This window comes from Rhodoferax sp. U11-2br (assembly GCF_018619435.1).
Lineage (GTDB): Bacteria > Pseudomonadota > Gammaproteobacteria > Burkholderiales > Burkholderiaceae_C > Rhodoferax.
On the sequence record NZ_JAHFZF010000028.1, the window covers coordinates 50,010 to 64,293 of the forward strand.

The following is a 14,284-nucleotide window of genomic DNA, read 5'->3' on the forward strand; positions in this document are numbered from 1 at the left end:
CGGCGCCCGGCGGATAATTCGTCAAATATGTCTGCCATTTGTCATAACTGTGACACGCTCTGCGGTGCATAGTGGCGCTTTGTCGCCGATTCATCGCTTTTTTGTTCTGGAGTTGTTGCATGTCCACCCCTTTTTCCTCCCGCCGCCGCCTCCTGGGTCTGGCGCCTGCTGCCGGTCTGGCGGCCTTGTTGCCACATGGCCTGCTGCACGCCCAGGCGGCCGTGTCGGGCAATTTATCGCTCTACACCTCACAACCTGAGCGTGACGCACGCGGCACCATCGAAGCCTTTAATGCGCTGTACCCCAATGTCAAGGTCAATGTGTTTCGCTCCGGCACCACCGAAGTGCTCAACCGCCTGCGCACCGAGATAGCCGCAGGCAGCCCACGCGCTGATGTGCTGCTGATTGCCGATGCGATTTCGATGGAGGCGCTCAAGGCCGACGGTCGCCTGCTGCGCATGACGCACCTCAACACCCAGCAGATCCCGGCGCGTTATTTCGACAACGAGCGCACCTACATTGGCACCAAGCTGATCAGCACCGGCATCGTGGTCAACGCCAAGGCGCCGTTTAAGCCGAAGTCCTGGAAAGACCTGCTCAACCCGGCGCTCAAGGGCCAAATCATCATGCCAAGCCCGCTGTACTCAGGTGCGGCCGCCATCACCGTGGGTGCCTGGAGCCGCACGCCTGATCTGGGCTGGCCGTTCATTGAGGGCCTGAAAACCAACAAGGCGATTGCCGTCAAAGGCAACGGCGCGGTGCTGCAACAGGTGGCCACTGGCGAGAAAATGGTCGGCGTGCTGGTGGACTTCATGGCCTTCAACGCTACGGCCAAGGGTTCGCCGGTCGAGTTCATCACGCCCAAAGAAGGCTTGACTTACGTGACCGAGCCCGCAGCCATCCTCAACACTGCCAGCAACCTGCCCGCAGCACAGGCGTTTGTGAGTTTTCTGGTGTCACCGCAGGGGCAGAAGTTCTCCACCACGCTGGGGTATTTCCCGCTACAGGGCAATATCACGCCGCCTGCGGGTTATCCGAAGGTCGAGAGCCTGCGCTTTTTGCCGATGGATGCCGATGCCTTGCTGAAGGGGGCCGAGGCTGATCGCAAACGTTTCTCGGACATTTTTGGCGGTTGATGGTTTGACGCCGCTGGTAAGTCGCAAGTCTGGTTGGTTGGGCGCAGGGGCACCGGCGCAAGAGCGTTGGCTGCTCTGGCTCGCGCTTGCCTTTGTGGCGGTGTTCAGCCTGTTGCCAGCCGTCTATCTGGCGCTGCAGATGGGGCTGGCGCTGCTGGGCCCCACGCGAGCTGCGGTGCTGGCCACCCTGGCCTCAAACGACGCCTGGCACGCCAGCCAGCACACGCTGGAGGTGGGCGTGGGCGGCGCTGCTCTTGCATTGATCTATGGCCTGGTGTTTGCGCTGTTTGTGTCGCTAACACCGGCGCGGCCACGCCAGTGGCTGGTGTTTGCATTTGTGGTGCAGGCGCTGCTGCCGCCGCAGGTGGTGGCGCTGGCCTGGACACAACTCTGGCTGCCGCTCAAAAACACGCTGATTGCCCAGGGCTGGGACAGCTGGCAGGCCATCAGCAACCCGCTGCAGTCGCGCGAAGGCATCATCTTGCTGCTGGGCATCCACTACGCGCCGCTGGTGTTTTTGACGGTGCGTGCCGGTTTGCTGAACCTGTCGCCCGAGGTGATCGAGGCTGCCCGGGTTTGTGGCGCTTCACCACGCAGCATCCTGCGGCGGGTGATTTTGCCGCTGGTGCTGCCCGCGCTGGTGGCGGGTGGTGCGCTGGCTTTTGTGTCCTGTATCGGCAACTTCGGCATCCCGGCGTTTTTGGGCATTCCGGGTGAATATCTGGTGCTGCCCACGCTGATTTACCGTGAGTTGTCGGGCTTTGGCCCGGCGGCCATTCCGAGTGCACTGGTGTTGTCTGCGCTGGTGGCGCTTCTGGCGGCGCTGGGCATGGGGGTGCAGCGCGTAATTCTGAGATGTGGCAGCAGCGAGGTGATTGCCACACGCTTGAAAGTGCCACCGTTTCATCTGGGCCGCTGGCAAACACCGGTGGCGATCGGCTTGACGCTGTGGGTTAGCTTGCTGTTGCTGGCGCCACTGCTGGCTTTGTTGGCCAAGTCGGTGTCACCAGGTCTGGGCATTGCATTGACCTGGCAAAACCTCTCGCTGGAGCATTACAGCTATGTGCTGTTGCACAACGACGCCACGCTGCGTGCCTTTGTCAACAGTGTGAGTCTGTCAGTCGGCAGCGCGGTGGTGCTGGCGACGGTGTCGCTGTTTCTGGCCTACCAGATGGCATACCGCCGCAACGTGCTGCTGCGCCGTTTGATGCCGTGGATTGAGGTGCCGTATGTGATTCCGGGCGTGGTGTTGTCCATTGCCATGATCCTGCTTTACATCAAACCCCTGCCGCTGTTGGGCTGGTCGTTTTACAACACGCTGTGGATCATCTTTTTTGCCTATTTGGCGCGGTTTCTGACGATCCAGCTGCGTCCGGTGCTCAGTGGTTTCATGCAGATGCCGCGTGAGATGCTGGAGGCTGCCCAGGTGTTTGGCGGCTCGTTTGTAAGCCGCATGTGGCACATCGTGCTGCCGCTGATTCTGCCCTCGGTCACCGCTGGGGCGCTGCTGGTGATGTTGCTGTCGCTCAACGAACTCACCGTGTCGGCCCTGTTGTGGGCCACCGGCACCGAGACGCTGGGTGTGCTGGTGTTCGGGCTGGAGCAGGGCGGCGAGTCGGCTGCGGCCTCGGCCGTGGGCATCATTTCCATTGTGATCACGCTGCTGTGTATGTTGCTGGCATCGCGGCTGGGTCGCCGTTTACCTGAAGGTGTGTTGCCGTGGCGCGCATAAAACTAGACAACATCCACAAACATTATGGCCATGGCGCCAGCGCCTTCCACGCGCTGCGCGGTGTCTCGCTGGAGATGCACAGCGGCGAATTTGTCGCCCTGCTGGGGCCCTCGGGCTCGGGCAAAACCACGCTGTTGCGTGCCGTGGCCGGGCTGGAGAGCATCAACAGCGGCAGCATCCGCATTGGGGACGACATGGTGGCCGCCCCTGGGCGGCATGTGCTACCCGAGCGGCGCAACGTCGGCGTGGTGTTCCAGAGCCACGCCTTGTGGCCGCACATGACGGTGTATGACAACGTGCTGTTCCCGCTGCGCGAGTCCGGCTTGTCCGCAGCGCAAGCCGAACCCCGGGTGATGGAGGCGCTGGCCCAGGTGGACTTGCAGACCTTGGCGCGGCGCACCCCCGGTGAACTCTCGGGCGGGCAGAAGCAGCGGGTGGCGCTGGCACGTGCCATGGTGGCGCGCCCGCGTGTGATCCTGTTTGACGAACCCCTGGCCAGCCTGGACGTGGAATTACGCCGCGACATGATGCGTCACATCGATCAGATGCGCAGCGCCAACAGCAGCATGGTCTATGTCACCCACAACCAAGAGGAAGCGCTGGCGCTGGCCGACCGCGTGGTGGTGCTGAGTGAAGGCCGCATCGAGCAGGTCGACACCCCCATCTGTCTGTGCCGCGAGCCCCAGACCGAAATGGTGGCCCGCTTTGTCGGTGCGGGCAACCTGCTGCCGGCCCGGCGCATCAGCGCGGCACAGGCTGGCATGGCCGAGGTGGCGCTCGGTGACTACAACTTTGCCGCACGTGACACCAGCGCAGGCAGCACCCAGACCGAGCTGCGCCTGTGCCTGGCACCCACTGCCTTTGTGGTGGCTGCACCTAACGCCCCTGGCCTGTCAGTGTTGGTTGAGCATGTGTTTTTTCAGGGCAGCTCGTACGCGGTAGATGCGGTGCTGCAGGGCGCACTCGCTGTGCCGCTGAGCCTGGTGCTGCCGTTTGAGGCCCAGCCCCGGCGTGGGGATGTGTTGCGGCTGCAGGTGCGTGACGCCTGGGTCATGCCTGAGGCGCGTGGTACAAGCCAGCTTGTATAAGAAATCAGCCTGTAGCCCTCGTTTATAAAGGGCAAGTAGCTACTGTATTGGTAGTATCAAATGCCTGCAGGCTTGGGCACTTCACGCGGTTTGCCGTTCTCGTCGAGCGCCACATAGGTCAGCAGCGCCTCGGTCACTTTGGTGTAGCTGCCCTGGGCGTTGAAGTGTTCGGCATAGACCTCGATCTTGACGGTGATCGAGGTGCGGCCAATACGCACCAGCTTGCCGTAAAAGCTCAAAATGTCACCCACGCGCACCGGTTGTTTGAAGATGAACTCATTGACCGCCACCGTGGCCATGCGGCCAGCGGTGTAGGTGGCCGCAATCACCGCACCGGCCATATCTACCTGGGCCATCACCCAGCCGCCAAAAATATCGCCATTGGCGTTCACATCCCGCGGCATCGGGATCACCTTGAGCACCAGCTTCTCGTCGGTGGGCAGTTGCGCCGGGTTAGCGGCGGGGCGAGGGCTTTCAGACATGGGCACAATCCAGGGTGATAAAAACAAGGAATTGTCACCCATGCGCCGCTCTGGCGAACCTACCCCACCTCCCGTCCTGCTGCCCAATGGCCAAGTCGCACCGCGTTCCGACTGGGCCACGCTGCAGCGGCTTTTCCCCTACCTCTGGCAATACAAGTGGCGCGTGATGCTGGCGCTGGCCTTCATGGTGGGCGCCAAGCTCGCCAATGTGGGGGTGCCACTGCTTCTCAAGCAGCTGGTTGACACCATGAACCCCAAGGCCGGTGTTGGCATACCCGCGCTGTTGGTGGTGCCGCTGGGCCTGCTGCTGGCTTATGGCCTGCTGCGCCTGTCGACCACCTTGTTTGCCGAGCTGCGCGAGCTGATTTTTGCCAAGGCCACCGAGGGCGCCTCACGCGCCATCAGCCTGCAGGTGTTTCGTCACTTGCACGCCCTGAGCCTGCGCTTCCACCTGGAGCGCCAGACCGGCGGCATGACCCGTGACATCGAGCGCGGCACCCGTGCGGTGCATTCGCTCATCAGCTACTCGCTCTACAGCATCTTCCCGACGCTGATTGAGGTGGCGCTGGTGCTGAGCATTTTGGCGGTCAAGTTCGACATGTGGTTTGCCTGGATCACCATCATTGCGCTGGTGCTCTACATCACGTTCACCATTGTGGTCACCGAGTGGCGCACCCAGTTCAGAAAGCAGATGAACGAGTTGGACAGCACCGCCCACAGCCGCGCCATCGACTCGCTGCTGAACTACGAAACCGTCAAATACTTCAACAACGAAGACTTTGAGGCCAAACGGTACGACGACAACTTGGAGCGTTACCGCAAGGCCGCCCTCAAAAGCCAGAGCACCTTGAGCATGCTCAACACCGGCCAACAACTGATCATTGCCGCCGGGCTGGTCGCCATGTTGTGGCGCGCCACGCAAGGGGTGGTTGATGGCCGCATGACGCTGGGCGACCTGGTGATGGTCAACGCCTTCATGATCCAGCTCTACATCCCGCTGGGGTTCCTGGGGGTCTTGTACCGCGAGATCAAACAGGGCCTGACCGACTTGGAAAAGATGTTCACCCTGATGGAGCGCGAGCGCGAAATTGCCGATGTGCCCGGTGCGCTGCCACTGGCGCTGGTGGACGCAAACGCCAACACCCTCACTGCCAACGCGGGCAACGCCAGCGTCAGCTTCCAACACGTGCACTTTGCCTACGACCCGGCGCGCCCAATCCTGCATGACATCAGCTTCGACATCCCGGCGGGCAAAACCGTGGCCGTGGTTGGCCCGTCCGGCTCCGGCAAGTCCACGCTGGCGCGCTTGTTGTTTCGGTTCTACGACGTGCAACAGGGTCAGATTCAAATTGCCGGGCAAGACATCAAACAGGTCACCCAGGCCAGCGTGCGCGCGGTGATTGGCATCGTGCCGCAAGACACGGTGTTGTTCAACGACACCGTGGAGTACAACATCGCCTACGGTCGCCCCGGCGCCAGCCGCGCTGAGGTGGAAGCTGCCGCCAAGGCCGCCCACATCCACAACTTCATCAGCGCCACCCCCAAGGGTTACGACACCATGGTCGGTGAGCGCGGGCTCAAACTCTCGGGCGGTGAAAAACAGCGTGTGGCGATTGCCCGCACCCTGCTCAAAAACCCGCCGATCCTGATCTTTGACGAGGCCACCAGCGCGCTCGATTCCGCCAACGAGCGCGCCATCCAGGCCGAGTTGCAAAGTGTGGCGCAGAACAAAACCACCCTGGTCATCGCCCACCGCCTGTCCACCGTGGTCGATGCGCACGAGATCCTGGTGATGGAAGCCGGCACCATCCTCGAGCGCGGCACCCACGCCGCCCTGCTGGCCGCCAACGGACGTTATGCGCAGATGTGGGCGTTGCAGCAGAGTGTGGAGTAGTTGTTGGTATTTTTGGGTGCTAGCCCTTTTGGAATAAGGGCTGATCACTATCTAAAGTGTAGTGATGGGGTGTGAAGAGTGTTGCTTTGCGTAAGTCGGGTCTGCAGCGGGAGCGGTCCCTTAATTCCTTCGCTGATATGCTTCAAGACGTGTCCATCTTTAAAGGGAAACAACGTGCGACTGTCTTTGCTGAGGGATTCAGTTTGTGCTGCTGATGACTACGCCGATGATCTTGAAATTGACTTGGACGTTAGCGATGAACTGACGCTTAAAGACTTTTTGGACCAAATGCTTTCGACCAACTACGTTCAATATTCATCGTCGCATATGTGCTTGGTTGTCAAGTCTGCTTTTGACCTTGCGTTGATGATCCCAGCAGACAAGGAGGTCATTTACCTCGCGCGCCCAGAGCGGCGACTATCTGAACTCACTAAAGACGGGAAGATTGAATTTTCTTTTTCCCTGTCTAGGGATCAACAAAGTCGTTACGGTGAACATCGGCGAAGAAAGCTGGGCATTTAAGTGGTCCCTATGGTCGACTACGAGCGATCACAATATCAGCCTGAAATTGATGTCGGTTGTGCAGCGGGAGCAGACATTCAAGGCATCGTATTGGTGGTTATCGAATGCCGAGATTAGGTTAGTCTTGTCGGCGACTTTTCGATTCGGTTTTATCCGCGCGTTTGCTAACTACGTACGCGATCCTACGACTCAATAGCATTGTCTTGTCTCAGCGAAAAGTACTATCCGCCATTTCTTCTGGCATATCCAGTGATTGCCGGATACATCAAAGCAAGAAGCCTAGGAGAGAGTGGTGTCCAGGACGCATAGCAGGGAGTATTTCTATAAGTTCATGTCAGCCGAAACCGCGCTAGCTGTGCTGCGGTCGTCATCGCTACGATACAGAGCCCCATCTCACTTCAACGACCCATTCGACCATCAGGTATCTTTTTCATTTCCGTTTACTGAGCAAGAGTTCGCGGATGAGTTGATGAGCGAGATCTCAAGAATCGTATTCGACGACTCTGTAGAGCTCAGAAACCCAACTCTATTGGGGCAAGGCATCCTTGCGTTAAGGGTCTTGCGCGACAGGGTTTCTAAAGAGCAGCTACTGTCACATCTACATACGAGTGCGGTTGAGACGGGGCAGCGACTGAGTGAATACGAACGGACGTTCAATAGTGCACTTACTGCGGAGCTAACCAATTCTCGTGTTCTATGTGTCACGGAAGAGCTGGATAACGTAGTGATGTGGGCACATTACGCTGCCGAACATAAAGGCGTGTGCATTCGACTACAGTGCATAGACGAAGTAGATAACACTTTGCTAGCTGCAAGGCCTGTTAAGTACACGGATCTGTACCCAAGTTTTCCGCCACTCAGGGACTATATACGTTATCTAACAGGCGAGAAACCGATCGATATCGCACAGTTGGTGTACAACGAGGCTGCATATGTGAAGCACAAGGATTGGGCTTATGAGCGGGAATGGCGTATACATGTTCCGCAAATTCATGAGCTACATGGACCGTCCTACTCTGACTGGAAAGAAAATCCAAGAGTATTTGGGGCGCTGTATTTGGGGTGCCGCATTTCGGTACAGGATGCGCAGGCATTGATTAGAGTGGTTGAGACACAGATGCCTCATATGGAGATATACCAAGCAGCGCTTAGCCGCAAGCACTTTGGCATGGAATGTTCGCGTCTGCGGTAGGTATCTAAATTGTCGCTACAGGTGCGACGGACCATATGGGCCGCACACCCAGTTCAAACATCGGCTCCCAGCCTTAAACTGACTTTAAGAACCAGACTCTTGGGGCTTTTTCGCGGCCGACGGCGTGGCCCCGATAAACCATCTCTCGCCAGCAATCGCACGGCGCCTCCTTGTGTACCGATAAATATAGACAATATTAGCCAATTTGTACTAATATGACGGTATGTCAAAAGCCACCAAAGCCATCCAACAGCTGCCTCCGGCCACCTTGGGTGCACTCCAGAAACTGGGTGCCGATCTGGCGGTGGCCCGCTTACGCCGTAAGGAATCGCTGCGCACCTGGGCCAAGCGCTTGGGAGTCACACTTTCCACGCTCCAGCGTCTCGAAGCCGGCGACCCGACCGTGAGCATCGGCATCGTCGCAAGTGCCTTGTGGCTCATCAACCGAGATGGCGAGTTGGGAAACTTGGCGGCACCAGAACAGGACCAGGGTGCTCTCGAGCTGAACATTCGAGAAGCAGTGGCGCTTGGCCAGGCCCGTGCGCAGGCCTCCGCAGAAGCCCGCATGCGCACAGAAACCCCCAACAACAGCAAGAAGGACTGACATGCGTCTGGATGACTTGTACCTTTGGTACCTGGGAGACCCGACGCCTCGCTACGTGGGTGCGTTGAAGCTGGTTGCTGCTGGCAAGGGTGTCTCGCTCCACTACGCCGCGGACTGGCTTGCCAATGGATTTGCACTCAGCGAGGACCTGCCTCTCGTGGACAACGAGTTCTCCCCGCCCGGGCGGCTGAGTGCCAACGCGCCCCGCGCAGTCGGTGCCGTGGATGACGCGCGTCCGGACCGATGGGGCGAAAAAGTCATCCGGTTCATCGACAAACCCAAGCGCACGTCGTTGATGGAGATGCTCTACTACGCTGGTGACGACCGTTTTGGTGCGTTGGGGGTCTCAACCTCACCCGACACCTACCTACCCCGAAAAGGTGGCCCCCTGCCGAGGTTGGCGCAAGCCCAAGAACTCAGCGAGGTTGTGGCCAAGATTGAAGCCGGCGACACCTTGACGACTCTCGAAGCCAAAATCATTGAAGGGGGTGGCAGCCCGTTAGGCGGCGCAAAGCCCAAGGCGCTGATCGACATTGAGGGCGAGCAGTGGGTCATTAAGTTCTTCAACCACGAGCATGTGGATGCGCCGCTCATCGAGCACGCGACCATGACCTTGGCCGCGCAGGCGGGTATCTCCGTCGCCCAGACCCAGGTTATTCGCCTGGTGGCGGCGAACGCCGTGGCCATTCGGCGATTCGACCGCGTGAACGGTCGGCGAATTCACAGCATCTCGGCGGGCACCGCTATCCGAGCGGCAACCCCGGCCGGCAACGAGCCAGAAATGGGGTATCCGCAGCTCGCCCGAATTCTTCGCAGAATCGGCGTCACCCAGGGCGATGCGCATCTGGCCGATGCCCAGGAGCTGTTCCGCCGAATGGTGTTCAACATCCTGATCGACAACACCGACGACCATGAGAAGAACCACGCACTCTTGGTCGTGAACCCCACCGCCAATGGACGGCTGAGGTTGGCGCCGGCGTATGACGTACTGCCGACCAACTCCGGGCAGGGCTATCAAGAGTTCATCTGCGGGGCGGACGGACAAGATTCCACGCTGGCCAACGCGATGTCCCAGTGCGATGCGTTCGGGCTGGCGCCGGCCCAGGCGGCCGCGCAAGTCGTTCAAGTCATCGAGGTGGTCAACACCTGGCGCGCGCACTTTGAATCCATTGGGGTATCGGAGCGCGACCTGGACAGCTTGGCAGAACGCCTCGACGGTGACGAATTGCTGAGCCAGAGACAGAAGTTTGACGCCAGCCAGTACCAGGGTGCACCTCCCAAACGAAGGCCAACAAGCCCATTTCGCAGGACTTGACGCGCGGCCGGTAGGTCCCTGGCCGGGAGCCTCAGAGTTTCTCGATTGCATGGCAAGTATTTGGCAGGCGGAGCGGCAAGCTGTATGCCAGCTCCCAGCCTCAAACAGTCACTGATCTATGCACGAGAAGTTATAAGCCTTTTTGGCCTACAGCCCTTTTATAACAAGGGTCAATAGCTACCAAAACCATATCAAAATAGCGGCGCCAACACCGCCTCAGTGGCCAGCGCTTGGCCACCTTGCTGGTGTAACCAGACAAACCGCTGCGCCGGGGCGGCTGTGGTGGCGGCCTGGGCGGGGGGCAGGTGGGTTTGGTCATTGGTCAGTACCACCACGCGGCGCAGGCCGGGGGTTTCGGCCAGCACCTGCAGCTCGTGCAAACAACCCCGGTTGTGGGCCTCAAAGTTGCGCAGGTCCATCAGCACCACGTCGCTGAGCTGGACCAGCTCGGCCAGCGCCTGCTGCCAGGTGTTGTCGTGGCAATAACATTCGTTGACACGGTGTCGGCCATCCACATCGGCGCGCCAGACAAACTCGGCCAAGCGGCGTGGCACGTCGGCCGGAGTCTGGATAAAACGCTCACCCAGCCGCCCGTCGATGAAGGTGAAGATGTCATCCACGTCGATGGTGCGCTCCAGCAAGTCGGTGCCCGCAATCAGCACGGTGTTGCCCGTCAGGCGCCAGCGCTCAATCACCCGGTCAAACAGCTGCTGCACCTGCGCGTCCTGCTGGAACACGCGCAACACCAGCAGCGTCGGTGGTCGCCCGGCCTGTTGCGGCGTGGCCAAGCGGCGCATCCAGGCCCCGGCCAGCACGATCCATAACAACGGTGCAAAACAGACCAGCGCGCCCCAGCCCAGGCTGCTGGAGGCGGCCAGCGCCGGGCCGGTGAGTGCCACCGTCCACACCGCGGTGAACAGGTAAAACAGCTCGGACACCTGTTGCTCGCGATAAGCCCTGGCCAGTTGGCGGCCCAGCCAGCGCGCGGGCCACCACGCCAGCAGCCAGGGCATCAGCGCAAAGAGCATCAGTGCAGGGGTGGCGCCCAGCCAGCCGGCCAGCCACTGGATGAAGCCGCTGTTGGCCTCCACCAGCGCGGCCAGCCCATCCAGCCCGGCCTGTGAGGACGCACACAGCAGCACAAACACCGGCGCCAGCCACGGCCCCACGGCGCGGGTGGCGCCGCCCAGGCACAGTGCGGTCACCACCAGCAGCGGCAGACCGATGTCAAACGCCATCCACAGGACAAGCATCAGCAGTGTCACATTCGCATTGGTGCGCCAGCTCAGCAACAGCACCGCCAGCACAAACCAGCCCAGCATGGCCGCCACAAAGCGCCAGCGCGACCAGCGGCCTATCACCGCCAATACTGGCAGCACCGGCCAGGCGTAGGCAGTGCCCAGCGTGGCCACGGTTTTGAAGGTGATGGGTGCGTCGGCCAGCCACTGGGTGAGCAGGGTGCGTGTGAAGGCGATCAGCAGCGTGAGCAGCAGAAACTGCGCCAGCAGCCGGTGGTAGGCGGCGCGGTTGTGGTCCAGCGTGATCGCGGCTGCCGGGGCGGGCTGCTCATGACTGGTGCTGTGTTGTGGCCCGGTGCTGTGGGCTGCGGCGTTCAAGGGCGCGCGCATCAGCCGCTGCATGTTGACTCGGTAACGCCAGGCCACCAGTTGGGCGCATACCACCGCCAGCAGCGTGGCGATGATCAGCAGGGTGAGGATCTTGCCGGAGGCCATGGCGCTCAGACCGGTCTGCTGGCGGGCAAAGCGTGGCGGCTCAAGTCAGGCTTTCCAGCAGCTGCTCCAGCAGGTGGCGCGAGGGTTTGTCAGCTGCTGACCACAAGCACAGCAAAAAGTCGAGGTTGTCGGTCAACGCGGCCAGTTCACGCGGGCTGCTGGCCCGGCCAATCGCAGCCCGGTAGGCGGCCAGCACCGGCGCAGCTTGCGTACCGGCAGACACTTTGGTGCGGCGGCGTGGCTGGCTCGCCGCTTGTAACAGCAACTGGCTCAGGCTCAGGTCGGCCAGGCTGGCGGCGTCCCAGAAGTTGGGGTTGTCGGCCAGGCGGTGGCTCAGCGCACTGCGCAGTTGCGCCAGTTGGGCGGTGATGCCCGCCGCATCCAGCTTGGGCGCGGTGTCACGTTGAGCAATGAGCAGGGTGGCGGCCAGCCAGTTGGTGAAGGCATAGGCGTCGCTGTGGCGCAGCAGTGACTGCTGGTAGTGCAGCGCCATCTGGCGCAAGGCGGTCAGCTGTTGCGAGGCATCGGTTTGCAGCACCGCCAGGCGTTTGTGGGCGCTGCCCAGCAGGTTCAGCCGCTCAGAGGTGGGGCTGCGTTGGCACAGCAGGTGCAGGTCGGCCACAGCGGTGTCGATGTTGTGCACCGCCTGTTGCCGCACGCCCTCGCGTTTGGCCGGGCTCAGGCGGCGCGCCGCGCGCCAGTTGTGTTGCGCCAAGCGCACCCGGAAGTTGGCGTGTTGCTCCAGCACCCGCATCGGGCAGTCGCCGCGCTCGGCGGCCAGGGCTTTGTCCAGCCAGTCCAGCGCCTGCTGCCATTCGCGCAGTTCACCCCAGGCCAGGCCCAGCGCCGCGCAGACATCGGCGCGTTGCAACCACTGCTCGGCTTGGGCTTGGGGCACGCGGGCCAGGCGGCTGGCGATGCGTTCGCTGCCATGGCTGGTGTTACCACCGGCGCACAGGTCGGCGCTCAGGTTGTGGAGGTCGACCACCAGCTCATGGGGTGTGCCGAAATCGGGCCAGACGGTTTGTGTGGTGCTGCCGTCACGGTGCAGGCGGAAGTCCGGGTCGCCATAACACTGGTAAGCGCCCCAGGTGTTGACATCGGGGCAACGTGTCCACACCTCTTCACGCGCGCGGCGCACCGCTTCACCAAACGCATCACCCGACAACATGCCTTGGTAGAAACTGGCGGCAAACACCTGCCCGGCGCGGTCGTCCACCGCCCAGCCTGCGGCAACCACGGCGCGCACCCCCATGCGGATCAGTTCCTCACCCAGATTCGCCGCCAGCCCGAGCCGGTCCAGCGGGCGCGGGCCGTCCACCCGCCCCAGGTGGCAGCAGTTGACAAACACCAGTTCAGGCACAAAACGTAGCTGAGCAATGTCACCCGGGGTCAGGAAGGTGTCCGCACCCATCACCAGGCCCGAGATCGGCTCGGCACCCACGGCTGCACCCGGGCGCCGGTACTGGTGCACCCCATGACCGGCCAGATGCAGGATGCGCCAGCTGTTTTTGTGCAGCGCCTCCAGAATTGGTGTGCTGCTCTGGTCCACACAGTCCAGCACCTCGTAGCCGTTGTTGCTCAGTTGTTGTGCCACGTGCTGGGCTTCCTCGCGCGCGCCGGGCAGGTCGGCAAAATCGGCAGCGCCGCCCAGGTCGGGATTGCCAATCACCAGCGCGGTGTTGCTCAGGCCGTGCACCGGCCGCTGGCGAAAGGTGCTGGTGCGGAACTGGCGGATAAAACCCGCCGCCACCGCAGGCGGGCGCTCACCGGTGGCCCAGCGGTTTTCGAGCAGTTCCCAGGGGTAGGGCGCGGTTTGCGCGTCCACCATCACCACCAGGTTGCCCTGTTGCAGCGCCATTTCGCGCAGGCGCAGCGGCAGCAGCATCTCAAACAGGGTTTTGGAGGCTTCCGAGTTGTGCCCGGTGCTCTGGCTGGCGATCTGCACAAAACTCTGCGCCAACGCCAGCTGGCCGGTGGCCAGGGTTTCTTCGGCGCGGGCGCGGTCGGTCGGGAACACAAAACGCAGGCGGCCGGTCTCTTCGGTGATCTCCAGACGCTGGTACCACTCGGGTGAGGCCACAAAACGCACGCGCCGGTGCCCGCCTTGCCCAGTTTCCACCGCCTTGGCCTCCCAGCGCACGGCACCTGCCAGGGCCTCGTTGTCCACCAGGCGGCCAAGGGCGTCAGCGGCGGCAATCGCAATGTCCTCAAACAGCTCCAGAAACTCCAGCCGGTCAATCAGCACCCGGTTGTCCAGGCCCTGATCGGCCAGGCGCCGGTTGGCACAGACCGCAGCGCGCAGGATCGCCTCCAGCGCATCGGCCACTGGTAGCCCGCCCGAACCGGTGCCCACCAGCAGGCAGGTCACTGCCGCCGAGCGTGGCCGCCCGCCCTCACCAAAACGTGGGTCGGGCCAGTGCGCCACATCCAGCGCAAAGTCCAACAGCGCGGCGCGCACCGAGTCTTCCAGCAGACCCGGGCTCAAGGCCCCCACCTGGCCCAGCCCCACCACCACCGCCCCGGCTGGTTTGGCACTGGCCGAATCGTTGAGGAACACCGTGTTGCTGCCCAGCGGGCCGGGGT

General features: G+C 61.7%; 11 protein-coding genes. 8 read left to right on the forward strand and 3 right to left on the reverse strand.

What is annotated here, in order from left to right; all coding sequences use genetic code 11:
• The first annotated feature begins 119 nt into the window (after positions 1-119).
• From KKO72_RS16355 to KKO72_RS16365, 3 genes are read left to right on the forward strand one after another with little or no spacing between them, the layout of a single operon-like run.
• A complete protein-coding gene (locus KKO72_RS16355) occupies positions 120-1,136 on the forward strand; it encodes an ABC transporter substrate-binding protein (protein ID WP_214941217.1) in 1,017 nt (338 codons plus the stop codon).
• Positions 1,126-2,868, forward strand: a complete 1,743-nt coding sequence (locus tag KKO72_RS16360) for an iron ABC transporter permease (protein WP_214941220.1) — start codon at positions 1,126-1,128, stop codon at positions 2,866-2,868. The genes KKO72_RS16355 and KKO72_RS16360 overlap by 11 nt, the downstream gene beginning before the upstream one ends.
• Positions 2,856-3,956 carry an ABC transporter ATP-binding protein gene (locus tag KKO72_RS16365; RefSeq protein WP_214941224.1) on the forward strand — a complete coding sequence of 367 codons (1,101 nt, stop codon included), beginning with the start codon at positions 2,856-2,858 and terminating at the stop codon, positions 3,954-3,956. Before KKO72_RS16360 ends, KKO72_RS16365 begins: the two co-directional genes overlap by 13 nt.
• A gap of 56 nt (positions 3,957-4,012) precedes the next feature.
• Here the strand turns inward: KKO72_RS16365 and KKO72_RS16370 are convergent, their stop codons facing one another.
• Positions 4,013-4,438, reverse strand: a complete 426-nt coding sequence (locus tag KKO72_RS16370) for an acyl-CoA thioesterase (protein ID WP_214941227.1) — start codon at positions 4,436-4,438, stop codon at positions 4,013-4,015.
• Between the two features lie 40 nt (positions 4,439-4,478).
• Here KKO72_RS16370 and KKO72_RS16375 point away from each other — a divergent pair, with 40 nt between their 5' ends.
• The 5 genes from KKO72_RS16375 to KKO72_RS16395 all read left to right on the forward strand — a co-directional run bounded on the left by KKO72_RS16375 (position 4,479) and on the right by KKO72_RS16395 (position 9,965).
• The gene (locus KKO72_RS16375; protein WP_214941229.1) at positions 4,479-6,332 is read left to right on the forward strand and encodes an ABC transporter ATP-binding protein/permease; all 1,854 of its coding nucleotides are present in this window, start codon (positions 4,479-4,481) and stop codon (positions 6,330-6,332) included.
• A 174-nt stretch (positions 6,333-6,506) separates the two neighbouring features.
• Entirely contained in the window at positions 6,507-6,854 is a 348-nt protein-coding gene (locus tag KKO72_RS16380; RefSeq protein WP_214941232.1) for a hypothetical protein, read from the forward strand.
• Positions 6,855-7,185: 331 nt separating this feature from the next.
• A complete protein-coding gene (locus tag KKO72_RS16385) occupies positions 7,186-8,046 on the forward strand; it encodes a DUF2971 domain-containing protein (RefSeq protein WP_214941235.1) in 861 nt (286 codons plus the stop codon).
• 223 nt (positions 8,047-8,269) lie between these two features.
• On the forward strand, positions 8,270-8,650 hold the full coding sequence (locus KKO72_RS16390) for an XRE family transcriptional regulator (RefSeq protein WP_214941238.1): 381 nt from the start codon (positions 8,270-8,272) through the stop codon (positions 8,648-8,650).
• 1 nt (position 8,651) lies between these two features.
• A complete protein-coding gene (locus KKO72_RS16395; RefSeq protein WP_214941241.1) occupies positions 8,652-9,965 on the forward strand; it encodes a type II toxin-antitoxin system HipA family toxin in 1,314 nt (437 codons plus the stop codon).
• A gap of 191 nt (positions 9,966-10,156) precedes the next feature.
• Here KKO72_RS16395 and KKO72_RS16400 read toward each other — a convergent pair whose 3' ends face one another.
• Together KKO72_RS16400 and KKO72_RS16405 are read right to left on the reverse strand one after the other, a co-directional pair.
• Positions 10,157-11,698, reverse strand: a complete 1,542-nt coding sequence (locus KKO72_RS16400) for a hypothetical protein (protein ID WP_214941244.1) — start codon at positions 11,696-11,698, stop codon at positions 10,157-10,159.
• Positions 11,699-11,738: 40 nt separating this feature from the next.
• Positions 11,739-14,284: CHAT domain-containing protein (locus KKO72_RS16405; RefSeq protein ID WP_214941247.1), on the reverse strand; the 2,546-nt coding region annotated here is incomplete at its 5' end.

What these genes read in the sequence shown, in the direction of transcription:
- KKO72_RS16370 (WP_214941227.1), bottom strand. Translation starts at nt 4,438, where the DNA reads ATGTCTGAAAGCCCTCGCCCCGCCGCTAACCCGGCGCAACTGCCCACC.
- KKO72_RS16395 (WP_214941241.1), top strand. Translation starts at nt 8,652, where the DNA reads ATGCGTCTGGATGACTTGTACCTTTGGTACCTGGGAGACCCGACGCCT.
- KKO72_RS16385 (WP_214941235.1), top strand. Translation starts at nt 7,186, where the DNA reads ATGTCAGCCGAAACCGCGCTAGCTGTGCTGCGGTCGTCATCGCTACGA.
- KKO72_RS16375 (WP_214941229.1), top strand. Translation starts at nt 4,479, where the DNA reads ATGCGCCGCTCTGGCGAACCTACCCCACCTCCCGTCCTGCTGCCCAAT.
- KKO72_RS16390 (WP_214941238.1), top strand. Translation starts at nt 8,270, where the DNA reads ATGTCAAAAGCCACCAAAGCCATCCAACAGCTGCCTCCGGCCACCTTG.
- KKO72_RS16355 (WP_214941217.1), top strand. Translation starts at nt 120, where the DNA reads ATGTCCACCCCTTTTTCCTCCCGCCGCCGCCTCCTGGGTCTGGCGCCT.
- KKO72_RS16400 (WP_214941244.1), bottom strand. Translation starts at nt 11,698, where the DNA reads ATGGCCTCCGGCAAGATCCTCACCCTGCTGATCATCGCCACGCTGCTG.